The following is a 13,075-nucleotide window of genomic DNA, read 5'->3' on the forward strand; positions in this document are numbered from 1 at the left end:
TAAATGCTATTTTTTATAAAAATTCCCGCGATTTTGCTGATCAAATTCCACTTTTCTACACAATTTTACATTAGGCTACACACAAAATAATTTGATATTTTTTGGGGTAACTATAATGAAACCATCGCTCTACCATGGGAAGTTGAGTCTGCTTAGCTCTGCCCTATTCACAATGAGTAGCTTTGTTTTTGCTGAAGATTATAGTTCTTATTCCCCACAAGTAGACACTGCCACTCAAGTGCTTCCTACATTGACATTTAATGCATCCGCTGAACCCCAAAAGCAACAAGATGATGATATCAGCGCGGTACCCAAAACGATTATTAGCCGTGAAGAAATGCTTGAATATGGCGATCAATCTGTAATGGATGCTTTACGCCGCGCAGCAGGTTTTCAATTACCTAGCTTTGGTCAAGGACCACGCGGAGGCGGAGGTGCTTCAGGTATGCGTTTTCGCGGTGGTGGTGCGCCGACTTTTTTGATTAATGGTGAACTAATACAAGGTGGTCCGCGTGGTGGTATGTCAATTATTGACACCATCACTCCAGAAATGATTGAACGTATAGAAGTCATTAAACAACCGAGTGTGGCACAATCTTCAGTTGCTTCATCAGCGGTCATTAATATTATTTTAAAAGAACCAATCAACACCCGTATAAATGGCACAGTTAAGTTAGGTTATGGCTTACGTGAAAGCGGGCAACAAGAAATGGAAAGAAAGCAGATCAATGTCCAAGCAGATGGTCGTGAAAATCAATGGTCTTATAGTCTATCCGCCAATCAAATGTGGATCGATAATACCTCTATTTCAAAAACCGAATCTAAAACAGGTACACGTGAAAATGTTCGTACTGTAAATCGAAACATGCAAATGTTTTCTCCACGTCTACAATACGATCTGGATGATCAGCAAAAACTCATCGCAGAGTTGTTTTACCGCAACATAAAAATGGAGGGTCACTCAGCTAATAAAATACAAGATGATAAAAATGACAGTATCCGATTAAACACACGTTATGAACGAAAAGACAAAAATCTCAGTGATAAAATTCGTTTTTTAATTGAACGACAGACTGAAAGCCAACTAACTCGCTCACCAGAGCAACGGATCTACACAGATGAAACCATCAATGAATATGGTTTGGCTTATGATGGAACGAGAAAGTTGGATTCAAATCGTCAACTTAAATTTGGTCTAGACAGTCGTTTTAATGAGCTCGATAGTAATGTTAGCAAAAGCCTAAATGAACAACGCTATGCAGTGTACGGAGAAGGAAGTTGGCGTTTTACCGATCGCCAAACGATGACCTTAGGTGCACGTCAAGAGTGGATCGATCGTTCTGGCTTGGTTGACTACCAAGATCAACATCTCAGTCCAGTACTTGCTTACCGTTTTAACCTCACCGATCAATGGTCATTGCAAACTAATTTAAGCCAAGCCTTTCGTAGCCCTAAATCAGATCGTTTAATTCCTACCGTCACCGTTTCAACAGATAATGATGCTGGCTCATTAAACAATCCAGATCGTGGTGGCAATCCAAATCTGAAAGCTGAAAAAATTCATGCAATTGAGTCAACGCTTGCTTATGACTCAGCGAGTGGAGGTATCAGCTTGACTGTCTATCATCGAGAAATTAAAGATTACATCGAAAAAGTCGTCAGTTTGGAAGGAAGTCGTTATGTTGAACGTCCACAAAACCAAGATGAGGCAACCACTTATGGAGTCGAAATTTCTGGTCGTTATGCTTTAAAACAAACTGAAGCAGGCCATGCCTTTATGCTCAATGGGCAAGTGTCTACTGTGCGTGCAACCATTAAAAATCAACAACAACATGAACGTCTCGTAAGCGATGTTGCACCTTACAATATCAGTACAGGTCTATCTTATAGTTATAAACCGTGGCAGCTTTCCAACAGCATAAACATGAGCTATACCCCAGAATTTAAACGTGCCTTGGATGGACAACCTTATGACCGTACAACCAATGAACGGTTTAGTTTAAATTTAAGTACAACCAAACGTTTTGCAGATGGTTGGGCTGCAAACTTGAACTTAAACAATATCCTCAGCACTGATTATAAAGAGCGCCTGACTTATCAATCTGATGGTCGTTTGTATCAAGCACGAAGCAATGAAAGTATTCCTAACTTTCAATTTACACTCGAAAAGAAGTTTTAATCTTCAAAAAAGCAAGTTATGACAACTGGCTTTTTTATTCCTGTTGATGGCTATTTCTTTGATTGTATGACAGAGAAATTTTCTAAATGAGGTATAAATATTATTTAATGAAGTCTGTAAGAAGCTTCTAACAAACATTTCATTTCTATGATAAAAAAACATAGTATATTGTTTCAAAAGTTTATTTAACCTTCAAACATGGTCACAAATAAAGCAAGCGATGCTGGCATTTTTTTATGGATGGTTTATCAAACCATGCACAAGATGAACCTTGATGCGGCCGCTATCTTTGCAAGTGTTCATTTACCGGATCAACCTCCTGACAAGTCTGTGCGAAGAGATAATTCTACACAAAGACGTTTCTGGGATGCGGCTGAGAAAATTAGTGTAGATTCAGATATCGGCCTTCATGTTGGAGGAAATGTACCTCCATTTCGTGGACAAGTGATTGAATATCTTTTTCTCAGTAGTCCAACCTTTGGTGAAGGATTACAACGCACTATTCGTTATCAAGCATTACTCACAGATGCGATGTCTTTTAAACTCGAACATCATGATAATAAGGTTGCGATCATTTCTGGTCTCAATCATCCCTTAAGACATTACTTAGAATGTGCGATAGGAATTTTGCTTAATTTCTTCAAATATATAAGTGAAGATGCTTTTACACCCTCTGAAATTTGGCTTCCTTACGATGATGGCGCCAAGCAGGATGAATATAAAAAGATATGGGGGTGTAATGTCAGACTTGGACAAACTGAAGGTCGTCTTTTCTTTGATGCGAAATTATTAGACCATCCTTCGCCTGCTTATGAACCTGAGTTATTAAAAGTCCATGAACACCATGCCGCCTCACAACTTGAGCTTTTACATAAACATCAACTTATTCATGAGATAGAAAAGATCTTGGCGAGCGGATTATTGGAATCGAGTGAGTTTGATCAGAATATTGTTGCTAGTCGATTAGATCGTAGTGCCCGCAGTTTAAGAGCGGATTTGCAATTTCTGAATACCAGCTATGAAAAAGTAATTGCACAATATCGTGAACGGCTTGCTCAGCGCTTACTCTCTCAAACCCAAGAATCAATTGATCAAATCGTCTATCTTACTGGTTTCTCTGAACCATCTGCATTCTCAAGGGCTTTTAAACGTTGGACAGGTGAAACACCAACAGCCTATCGACAACGAAAACAACAATAATTTGATTTGATCGGCAAATCAAACCTGCCAGTTCAGTCAAAAACTTTCACCATTAAGTTTCTACAATCTGATCATATTTTATGAGGTTAACGAATATGATCGGTTTTCCAGTCGGTATCTTTGTCGCAAATGGGATGGAATGGTATTTTCATAAGATATGGTTACATGAATTTCCAAGTAAAAATAGAAATAGCCCCTTCTTTACTCATATCGCCCATCATAAACGTGCTCGTTTAAATGATTTTCATGATGAAGGTTATGCAGAGTCAATGTTTAAAAACTCTGAAATGTACAATGAAAAAACAGCATTAATTGGTTTAGCCGCTGTCTCTACAGTTTTTCTACCCGTTGCACCATTTTTTACAGCAGGCTTATATTATGGGATTTGGAACTACTGGAAAGTTCATGCCAAATCTCATCTAGATCCCGAATATGCAAAAAAACGTATTCCTTGGCACTATGATCACCACATGACCAGTAATCAAAATGCCAACTGGTGTGTCACGCGACCTTGGTTTGATTACATCATGGGAACTCGCGTGATGACCGATGCTTCGACCACTGAAACCAACCCTCTCGCCATGAAAATGCCTATTTGGTTAGAGAAGAGGGTGAATAAAGCAGCTCGTCGTTTACTGCCTAAAGCTTTTGAAAAAATTGATGAAAATTCTAAACTTGACCAATTAAATTTACGTCAGGGAATTGAGGTGGCTTTGTAAAACTTGTTTTACACAAGTGTTAAGCCTAATTTTGATTAGGCTTTTTATTAAATTAATTCTACTTAAGCACTTTAAAACATTATTGTTAATAGCTATTATTCAGTTCTAAAAATAATGCTATGTAGAATATTAAAATGTTAAATACAAAATCCTTTTTCGCCCTTTTTACTACCTCATTACTAATTTCAGCTTGTGGAGGAAACAATAGTGAATCTAAAGGAAGCGATAAAAATCGTACCGCACCCTTTACTACCGAATTTGAAAGTAATTTAACCTTACAAAAAGATGCTGACCCAATGATTCAACTTTTGGGCAGAAGCAGTAACCAAGATGCAAGTTTTAATGCCTATTCGGTTACTCACCACTTCGACAAAGGTTCTACCTCAATTATATTGAGTTTTAATTTCGATAAAGATGATGCAACTAACACCCTATATGTTAATTATGATCCTATTTTAAAGAAAGTCTTAGACATCTCGATGGGTGAAAACTATTTAAGTGAAAAAATTCACAACCTATCCAAGCCTGATCTCTTTGCTTGTGCTGAATCCTTTGTTTTTGATTCTTGTAAGAATATAAGTGTTAAATATGACGAAACAACAGGTTATAGTGAAGTCACTTTTACCAATACAAAGCTTTCAACGCCAAAGATCACTCGATTGTCTCCTATAGATGAGAATAATCCTCCACTAATTGAAAAAAGTGATATTTACTTAAATGGAAAGCTTTCTGGAACCTTATCTGTTCCTCCGCAGAACTTTAATAATATTAGAAAAACCAGTCAATTTACTATATCAGCCAATCAGCAACCGATTGCTCTCATGGGGGCAACTTATGATCCAGAAACCCATGCAATCTTTTTCAGTTCACATATAAACAATGGGATTGATGCAGATTTAAAATTAGGTAAATTTTCTACCTTTATTAAAGATAAAGCAACTTTAGACTCTTTACTTCAAACCACAACCTTATATGGCCTTTCAGGCGCATGTATGTCTGCGGTTCTCACCCTTCCTGTTAACCAGACATCCACGATTCAACCTGTTGAAAATACTGATTATATGACATTGGATTTTAATCAGGCGATCTATAGTTCCAAAGAAGAACTCCCTTTATTTCCAAACTTCCCTATCCAGCAAGATTGTGCCAAAACGATTCTTCAACTTGATGGTTCGGTAAGAGTAAACAAACCATTCACTCAACTTCAAATCACGCCAATTCTAAAAAATGAGGATACCCTACACTCAGTTCAGCCGGCTTTGTATTTTGATGTTACCAATCATAATATACAAAAATTTGGTAATGATACGATCGATGTAAGTATTTTAGATAATAAAATTAAGAAGATTAATTTCAAAGCAACTAGAACCATTCCAAATCCTAGTACAGGACTATTATTAGTGGATGTTGAATACCATTATGGATGTGATGTAGCTCAACCATGTCAAGGCGTTAGCTATAACCCAGAAAATAATCAGGTGAATTTTAAAAATACAATTCTCACCCTTAAAGATACTTCTACTGCTGAAGTAAATGAAAACATTATTTTAAATGGTGTATTTGATTTCGCTGGTCGTTAATTTATTTTAGGTAATATCATATTCTAAAACCGAGCTATAACATTAGCTCGGTTGTTTATTTCATCAATGCCCACTCGTTTTGGACAATAAGTTTAAAATCAATACACCACTCATAATCAGTGCAATTCCCACAATTCCCCACAGATCTAGTTTTTGACCAAACATGAACCAAGCAACAGTGGTAATTAAAACAATACCAACGCCAGACCATATCGCATAAGCAACCCCAACAGGAATAGCTTTTAAGGTTAAAGACAAAAAATAGAATGCAATGACATAACCCACAACCACCACAAATGAAGCGATTGGCCTAGTAAAACCCTCACTACTTTTTAAGGCAGAGGTAGCAATCACCTCTGCAACTATAGCTATGAATAAAAACATCCAATTTTTCATTAATTTTTATACCTTATCGAATGCATTCAAAAGTACATACAAAACAAACAGAAAAAAACACCCTTTTAAAGAGTGTTTTTATCATTTTCTCTTAATCAGACTTATGCTGATTTTTTTGCCATATGACTTTTACGAATCGTAATCATAAGCAATTGTACTGCCGCTGGAGTTACTCCCGGAATACGACTAGCTTGAGCCAATGTTTCTGGTCGAACTGTTTTCAACTTCAATGTAATTTCACGAGATAAACCAGAAATACCATCAAACTCAAAATCGGCAGGAATTTTAGTTTCTTCAAGGCGCTTTAACTGAGCAACGTCTTCATGCTGACGGTTAATATAACCTTCGTATTTCACTGCAATTTCGATTTGCTCACCGACTTGTTGCGAAACTTCTGAACCTGTTAATTCAGCAATTTGAGCAAAATTAATATTTGGACGTTTCAACAAATCAATTGCACTACATTCTTTACTAAGATCTGCACCCGTCATCTCAACGAACTTTTTACCCATTGGATTATTCGGTGCAGCCCATAAGTGTTGTAGGCGAGAAGTTTCACGCTCAACAGCTTCCATTTTCTCACTGTAAGCTGCCCAACGCTCATCATCAACCAAGCCAAGTTCACGACCAATTGGCGTTAAACGTTGATCGGCATTGTCTTCACGTAACATCAAACGATATTCTGCACGTGAAGTAAACATACGGTATGGTTCTTTGGTACCTAAAGTGATGAGATCATCCACCAACACGCCCATGTAAGCCTGATCACGTTTTGGTGTCCACTCTTCTTGTTCCCAAGCACGGCGTGCAGCGTTCAATCCCGCCAATAAACCTTGTGCACCTGCTTCTTCATAGCCTGTCGTACCGTTAATTTGGCCAGCAAAATACAGGTTTTGAATCGCTTTGGTTTCAAGGGTGAACTTCAAAGCCTGTGGATTGAAATAATCATATTCAATCGCATAACCCGGACGAAGGATATGCGCATTTTCCATACCACGGATCGAACGAACTAAATTGAATTGCACATCAAATGGCAATGAAGTCGAAATACCATTTGGATAAAGCTCATGAGTATCTAAGCCTTCTGGCTCAAGGAATACCTGATGTGAATCTTTATCAGCAAAACGATGAATTTTATCTTCAATCGATGGGCAATAACGTGGGCCAACCCCTTCAATCACTCCCGTATACATTGGTGAACGGTCTAAACCGCCACGAATAATTTCGTGGGTTTTTTCACTGGTATGAGTAATGTAGCAATTCACCTGTTCAGGGTGCATCGATGCATCGCCCATAAATGACATCACTGGAGATGGGAAATCACCCGGCTGAGGTGTCATCACAGAGAAATCAACAGTACGCGCATCAATACGTGGCGGCGTACCCGTTTTCAAACGACCGACTGGTAATTTAAGTTCACGTAAACGATGTGCCAATGCAATAGATGGAGGGTCACCTGCTCGACCACCACTTGAGTTTTGTAAACCAACGTGGATCACACCACCCAAAAATGTTCCTGTGGTGAGTACTACAGTTTTGGTGTCAAAACGGATCCCCATTTGGGTGACAACACCTTTAACAGTATCGCCTTCAACAATCAGGTCATCGGCGGCTTGTTGAAAAATATCCAAATTCGCTTGATTTTCTAGGGTATGGCGAATTGCAGCTTTATAACGTACTCGATCTGCCTGCGCACGTGTTGCACGTACAGCAGCACCTTTACGGGAATTGAGGATACGGAATTGAATACCGCCTTTATCCGCAGCAAGTGCCATTGCGCCACCTAGTGCGTCGATTTCACGAACTAAATGTGATTTACCAATACCACCAATCGCTGGGTTACAGCTCATCTGCCCCAAAGTCTCAATATTATGCGTCAACAATAATGTTTGTCTTCCCATACGTGCAGCTGCAAGCGCCGCTTCCGTACCAGCGTGACCGCCACCAATTACGATAACGTCGTAAACTTTAGGATAGTGCATAGTGGTAAATGTGTATTCAAAAAATGACAGAGCATTATACAGGAATTTTGCCATAGTATGAAAAAAACCAATCAAAATCTCACACTGAGCAAAAGACTGATTCAATTAGAAATGACACAAAAAGAAACTTTATGTTGCACTTTTCATGTATTTTTAACAAAGTGCCCTAGAATCGTTAACTTGAACAACACTGTTTTTCTGAAAAAATTTCCTATCCTAATACATGCATAACAAATACTTAGGAAAATGATATGAACTCGAAGCTTTTATTATCATCACTGATCTGTGGATTATGTTTTACTGTGACAGCTCAAGCAAATGCAAAAACTGCCGCAGATCAACTCACTCAGAAATATCAACAGGTCTGTAAAGGTAAAAAACAAGGCGATGCAGTTTCATTTGCCTATAAAGGTGTTGTTTATAATGGTGCTTGTCAAAATGATGAAAATGATAAACTCATTTTCCAACCGCCAATGCCTACATCTGACACACCGCCAGAGACTCAAAGCAGAATTTCTGAAACTCAATCAGAACCTCGTCCAGTTAGTGGCGCTCCAGTTGAATCTGCACCAACCCAAATTCAATCACCTAATGAATTAGCGGCGCCAATTGAAAATACTGAACAACCAATGATGCAAAATGAACAAGCTGCACCTTAAGTTGTCCAAGTATTTTTAAGTCCCTATGAGTAACCTATAAAGGATATAGTTATGAACTATATCCTTTATTTATTTCAGCATATTGAAAGTAAACCGCGAAATAATTCATCTTAAAATTGTAAACTACTCATTATAAACTCCCTTTATACAACACGAATCCTTTACAATAAGCACAAATTTATTTACTTAGGTTGTCCTGTGAACTGGCTACAAATTCATATTACTGTTGATCAAAATCAAGTTGAACTGTGTGAAACCCTACTTTTATCTCTGGGTGCAGTCAGCGTAACTTTAGATGATGCTGAAGATCAGGCCTTACTCGAACCACTTCCTGGTGAAACACCACTTTGGAATAAAGTTATCGTTACAGGTATTTACCAACAAGAAGAAGATGATCCAATTGATGTTGATCGCTTAGAAGCTTTTTTAAAGGTTCAACTCCCTGATGTACCTATGCGCCATGAAACTTTAGAAAACCAAGTTTGGGAACGTGCATGGATGGATTATTATGAACCCATTCAAATTGGTGAAAAATATTGGATCGTTCCAGAATGGTTGGAACCGCCTGAAGCAGATGCAACCAATATTAAACTAGATCCTGGTCTTGCTTTTGGCACAGGTAATCATGCTAGTACCTTTTTGTGCTTACAATGGTTAGGTAAAACCGACGTAAAAGATAAAATTGTGATTGATTATGGTTGTGGTTCAGGCATTTTAGGTGTTGCTGCATTGCTATTGGGTGCAAAAAAAGTCTATGCCACTGATATTGACCCACAAGCTGTATTAGCAACCAAGCAAAACGCTGAATTAAATGGCGTACTTGATCGTCTGTTTGTTGGCTTACCTGAAGAGTTCGATCAAGAATTCAATTCACAACAAGCTGACGTATTGGTTGCAAATATTTTAGCTGGCCCGTTAATGGCACTCGCGCCCGAATTCTCAACTTTAATCAAAAATGAGGGAGAGTTCGCACTTGCAGGTGTAATTGAAGAGCAAGTTGCTGATGTTTCTAGTGTTTACGCTGAGTTTTTTGATATATTAGAGATCGAAAAGCGTGAAGAAAACTGGTGCCGCATTTCAGGAAAACGAAAAACAATTTGAGATCGCTATAACTTATGAGTGAAAAACAAACCCGCTGCCCCAAATGCTCAACCGTGTATAAAGTGACCCTTTCACAACTCAGTGTTGCACAGGGCATGGTTTGTTGTCCAAAATGTGTCATTAACTTTAATGCATTGACCAATTTATTGGAGTCTCAGACAAGCGAAACCATTCCGACGCCCACAAATCGCTCTTTATTTTCTTCAATCCAACCCGATAGCACGTTTGCTGAAAAGCAAATGCAAATATTAAGCATTTTTGATCAAAAAATTGAAAATTCAAATATTGATCTACTCACCTATCTCAATAACTTAAATTATTTTAATACTGAACCTGTTACGGCATTACCCAATCTAAATCTTTCAGAAGATACACTCTTAATAGATGAAGAGACTGCAGATAAACAGCATGGTTGGCTCTATTACACCCTTTGGGGTATCGGCAATATCACCTTAATTTTGGTATTTGCCTTCCAAATTTTGTGGTTCAATCCCAAGCTGATGCATGACAGCCCAGCATTAAACAGAATTTTTAATACAGCCTGTTCCGTGATTACTTGTAAAGCAAGAGATGGTCAGTATAAATATTTAAACTTTGAAAAAGTCAATCTGAAACGTGCCGAACAGGATAGTACGCGCTTTTCAGGTATTATTACTAATCATAATAAGCATAGTATTTTACTCCCCTCTATACAGGTTGTGCTAAAGGATAATGATGTTGTGATTTCAAGCACCACACTAAAACCAGAAGACTACCTCGTGGATAGCTTAAAAACCATTCAACGCATTCCCTCAAATAGCCCATTTAAATTCGATTTTACGGTCCCAAAAAGCAGAAATAGTTTTACAAATTATAGTTTAGAAATTGTACAACCCTAAAAATTAGAAAAAATGACAAAAAAATATAAAAAAAGTGCAGTTAATTTGCTCACTTTTTCGCAGACAGTGGTATGATACGCGCCACGAAAGCTTTAACCCACTTACTCCTCGTATTTCACAGACAAAAAATCGTTAAACGAACTGTGCTTCTACCTTATAAGCGCATAGTTGGTTTTTTTGTTTTTGAAAGTAGGTCGTAACAAATATTTAACTATTGTTACGCTTATTTTTTACACAATTCGAGGATTTGTGGCAAGCTAATAGTTCCTTTGTTTTAGAGTCACTGTTTTAGGATCTAAAACAGGGCTCAATAATTTTAGACCACATTTATATATCACTTTACCCAAGTGATATTTGATTTTTCGGATTAACACGCATGAATAGCAAATCTCCTATTTTTACGGCTCAATCTGATGTCGCTCTTCGCATCCACGTTGATCGCGCAGTTCGTCATTATTTTGCACAATTGCAAGGTGAGCAACCATCTCAAGTGTATGACATGGTTCTAGCAGAAATGGAGAAACCTCTTTTGTCTGTGGTCTTAGAATATACTCGTGGCAACCAAACGCGTGCTGCTGAGATTCTAGGTCTTAACCGTGGAACTTTACGTAAAAAGTTAAAAGCTCACGGTTTAATGAGTGAATAATTGATAAAATGCTCACGTTCTCGTGGGCATTTTTTATGCCTATTTGTTTTAATCTGTAGACTTCAAACTGTTGACTTAAATCATGACTATCAAACGTGCGTTAATCTCTGTTTCAGACAAAACTGGAATCGTTGAATTTGCTCAAAATCTTGCAGCTCTCGGGGTAGAAATTTTATCTACAGGCGGTACTTATAAGTTGCTTAAAGACAACAATATCGCTGTCGTAGAAGTTTCTGAACATACAGGTTTTCCTGAAATGATGGATGGTCGTGTAAAAACACTTCATCCAAAAATTCATGGTGGCATCTTAGCTCGTCGTGGTCTGGACGAAGCTGTTATGCAAGAACACAATATTGATCCAATTGATCTGGTGATTGTGAACCTTTATCCATTTGCTGAAACTGTAGCGAAGCCAAATTGCTCTCTTGCTGATGCGATTGAAAATATCGATATCGGTGGCCCAACCATGGTTCGTGCAGCAGCAAAAAACCATGCTTCTGTGGGTATTATTGTCAATGCATCTGACTATGACACTGTTGTTGCTGAATTAAAGCAAAATGGTTCACTCTCTTACGAGACTCGTTTCGATTTAGCAGTAAAAGCATTTGAACACACTGCTCAGTATGATGGCATGATCGCTTCTTATTTAGGTGCACGTGTAGGTAAAACTGAGGGCGAAGCAGATTTATTCCCTCGTACCTTCAATACGCAGTTAAATAAAGCACAAGATTTACGTTACGGTGAAAACCCACACCAAAATGCTGCATTTTATGTAGAAGCAAATGCTAAAGAAGCGTCAGTTTCTACTGCGAAACAATTACAAGGTAAAGAGCTTTCTTATAACAACATCGCCGATACTGATGCCGCACTTGAGTGTGTTAAATCATTTGCAAAACCTGCATGCGTTATCGTTAAACATGCGAACCCTTGTGGTGTTGCCGTTTCTTTAGATGGTATCAAAGCGGCTTATGATCTTGCTTATGCAACTGATCCAGAGTCTGCATTTGGTGGCATCATTGCATTTAACCGTGAGTTAGATGTAGAAACTGCTCAAGCAATTGTCGATCGTCAATTCGTTGAAGTAATCATTGCACCAAGCATTGCTGATGGTGTACTTGAAGTTACAGGTGCAAAGAAAAATGTACGCGTCATGGTGTGCGGTGAATTACCTGCAATTGATGCACGTGCGCCTCAACTTGACTATAAACGCGTTAACGGCGGCCTACTTGTTCAAGATCAAGATTTGGGCATGATCACTAAAGATGACCTAAAGGTTGTGACCAAGCGTGCACCAACTGAACAAGAAATTGATGACATGATCTTTGCTTGGAAAGTTGCAAAATACGTAAAATCAAATGCGATTGTGTATGCAAAAAACCGTCAAACCATTGGTGTAGGCGCAGGTCAGATGAGTCGTGTGAACTCTGCTCGTATTGCGGCGATCAAAGCTGAACATGCTGGTTTAGTTGTTGAAGGTGCAGTGATGGCATCTGATGCGTTCTTCCCATTCCGTGATGGTATTGATAACGCTGCTAAAGCTGGTATCAAATGTATCATTCAACCGGGTGGTTCTATGCGCGACGAAGAAACAATTGCAGCAGCGGATGAAGCTGGTATTGCAATGGTCTTCACGGGTATGCGTCATTTCCGTCACTAATAGATTTTAAAAATCCCTCTTGCGATGTTTTAGTTGCATCTCAAGGGGGAATTTTCTATTTTTAGTGGATGTACTAGA

General features: G+C 38.4%; 11 protein-coding genes. 9 read left to right on the forward strand and 2 right to left on the reverse strand.

Features of this window, described 5'->3' with window-relative positions:
- Positions 1 to 115 precede the first annotated feature (115 nt).
- From AAC851_RS03425 to AAC851_RS03440, 4 genes are all read left to right on the forward strand, one after another.
- A complete protein-coding gene (locus AAC851_RS03425; RefSeq protein ID WP_340600504.1) occupies positions 116 to 2,179 on the forward strand; it encodes a TonB-dependent receptor plug domain-containing protein in 2,064 nt (687 codons plus the stop codon).
- A gap of 198 nt (positions 2,180 to 2,377) precedes the next feature.
- A complete protein-coding gene (locus AAC851_RS03430; protein ID WP_075315789.1) occupies positions 2,378 to 3,379 on the forward strand; it encodes an AraC family transcriptional regulator in 1,002 nt (333 codons plus the stop codon).
- A gap of 95 nt (positions 3,380 to 3,474) precedes the next feature.
- Entirely contained in the window at positions 3,475 to 4,098 is a 624-nt protein-coding gene (locus AAC851_RS03435; RefSeq protein ID WP_340600505.1) for a sterol desaturase family protein, read from the forward strand.
- A 134-nt stretch (positions 4,099 to 4,232) separates the two neighbouring features.
- Entirely contained in the window at positions 4,233 to 5,678 is a 1,446-nt protein-coding gene (locus AAC851_RS03440) for a hypothetical protein (protein ID WP_340600506.1), read from the forward strand.
- A gap of 63 nt (positions 5,679 to 5,741) precedes the next feature.
- Here AAC851_RS03440 and AAC851_RS03445 read toward each other — a convergent pair whose 3' ends face one another.
- Both AAC851_RS03445 and mnmG read right to left on the reverse strand, forming a co-directional pair.
- Entirely contained in the window at positions 5,742 to 6,074 is a 333-nt protein-coding gene (locus AAC851_RS03445; protein ID WP_113997451.1) for a DMT family transporter, read from the reverse strand.
- 101 nt (positions 6,075 to 6,175) lie between these two features.
- Positions 6,176 to 8,056, reverse strand: a complete 1,881-nt coding sequence (gene mnmG, locus AAC851_RS03450; protein ID WP_125502040.1) for a tRNA uridine-5-carboxymethylaminomethyl(34) synthesis enzyme MnmG — start codon at positions 8,054 to 8,056, stop codon at positions 6,176 to 6,178.
- A 251-nt stretch (positions 8,057 to 8,307) separates the two neighbouring features.
- On the opposite strand from mnmG, the gene AAC851_RS03455 reads away from it, so the two are divergent.
- From AAC851_RS03455 to purH, 5 genes are all read left to right on the forward strand, one after another.
- The gene (locus AAC851_RS03455; protein WP_075315794.1) at positions 8,308 to 8,715 is read left to right on the forward strand and encodes a hypothetical protein; all 408 of its coding nucleotides are present in this window, start codon (positions 8,308 to 8,310) and stop codon (positions 8,713 to 8,715) included.
- A gap of 198 nt (positions 8,716 to 8,913) precedes the next feature.
- Positions 8,914 to 9,816: a 50S ribosomal protein L11 methyltransferase gene (gene prmA / locus AAC851_RS03460; RefSeq protein ID WP_125501964.1), complete on the forward strand. Its 903-nt coding sequence runs from the start codon at positions 8,914 to 8,916 to the stop codon at positions 9,814 to 9,816.
- Positions 9,817 to 9,830: 14 nt separating this feature from the next.
- On the forward strand, positions 9,831 to 10,694 hold the full coding sequence (locus AAC851_RS03465) for a DUF3426 domain-containing protein (protein ID WP_160127175.1): 864 nt from the start codon (positions 9,831 to 9,833) through the stop codon (positions 10,692 to 10,694).
- A 376-nt stretch (positions 10,695 to 11,070) separates the two neighbouring features.
- A complete protein-coding gene (gene fis / locus AAC851_RS03470) occupies positions 11,071 to 11,340 on the forward strand; it encodes a DNA-binding transcriptional regulator Fis (protein ID WP_001086304.1) in 270 nt (89 codons plus the stop codon).
- An 82-nt stretch (positions 11,341 to 11,422) separates the two neighbouring features.
- Positions 11,423 to 12,997 carry a bifunctional phosphoribosylaminoimidazolecarboxamide formyltransferase/IMP cyclohydrolase gene (gene purH, locus AAC851_RS03475; RefSeq protein WP_100833526.1) on the forward strand — a complete coding sequence of 525 codons (1,575 nt, stop codon included), beginning with the start codon at positions 11,423 to 11,425 and terminating at the stop codon, positions 12,995 to 12,997.
- Positions 12,998 to 13,075 lie beyond the last annotated feature (78 nt).

It is taken from the genome of Acinetobacter sp. HZNU-JH01 (genome assembly GCF_037996845.1).
Taxonomy (GTDB): domain Bacteria; phylum Pseudomonadota; class Gammaproteobacteria; order Pseudomonadales; family Moraxellaceae; genus Acinetobacter; species Acinetobacter haemolyticus.

Coding starts and splice junctions, on each gene's coding strand:
- AAC851_RS03425 (WP_340600504.1), top strand. CDS start 116: ATGAAACCATCGCTCTACCATGGGAAGTTGAGTCTGCTTAGCTCTGCC.
- AAC851_RS03430 (WP_075315789.1), top strand. CDS start 2,378: ATGGTCACAAATAAAGCAAGCGATGCTGGCATTTTTTTATGGATGGTT.
- AAC851_RS03435 (WP_340600505.1), top strand. CDS start 3,475: ATGATCGGTTTTCCAGTCGGTATCTTTGTCGCAAATGGGATGGAATGG.
- AAC851_RS03440 (WP_340600506.1), top strand. CDS start 4,233: ATGTTAAATACAAAATCCTTTTTCGCCCTTTTTACTACCTCATTACTA.
- AAC851_RS03445 (WP_113997451.1), bottom strand. CDS start 6,074: ATGAAAAATTGGATGTTTTTATTCATAGCTATAGTTGCAGAGGTGATT.
- mnmG (WP_125502040.1), bottom strand. CDS start 8,056: ATGCACTATCCTAAAGTTTACGACGTTATCGTAATTGGTGGCGGTCAC.
- AAC851_RS03455 (WP_075315794.1), top strand. CDS start 8,308: ATGAACTCGAAGCTTTTATTATCATCACTGATCTGTGGATTATGTTTT.
- AAC851_RS03465 (WP_160127175.1), top strand. CDS start 9,831: ATGAGTGAAAAACAAACCCGCTGCCCCAAATGCTCAACCGTGTATAAA.
- fis (WP_001086304.1), top strand. CDS start 11,071: ATGAATAGCAAATCTCCTATTTTTACGGCTCAATCTGATGTCGCTCTT.
- purH (WP_100833526.1), top strand. CDS start 11,423: ATGACTATCAAACGTGCGTTAATCTCTGTTTCAGACAAAACTGGAATC.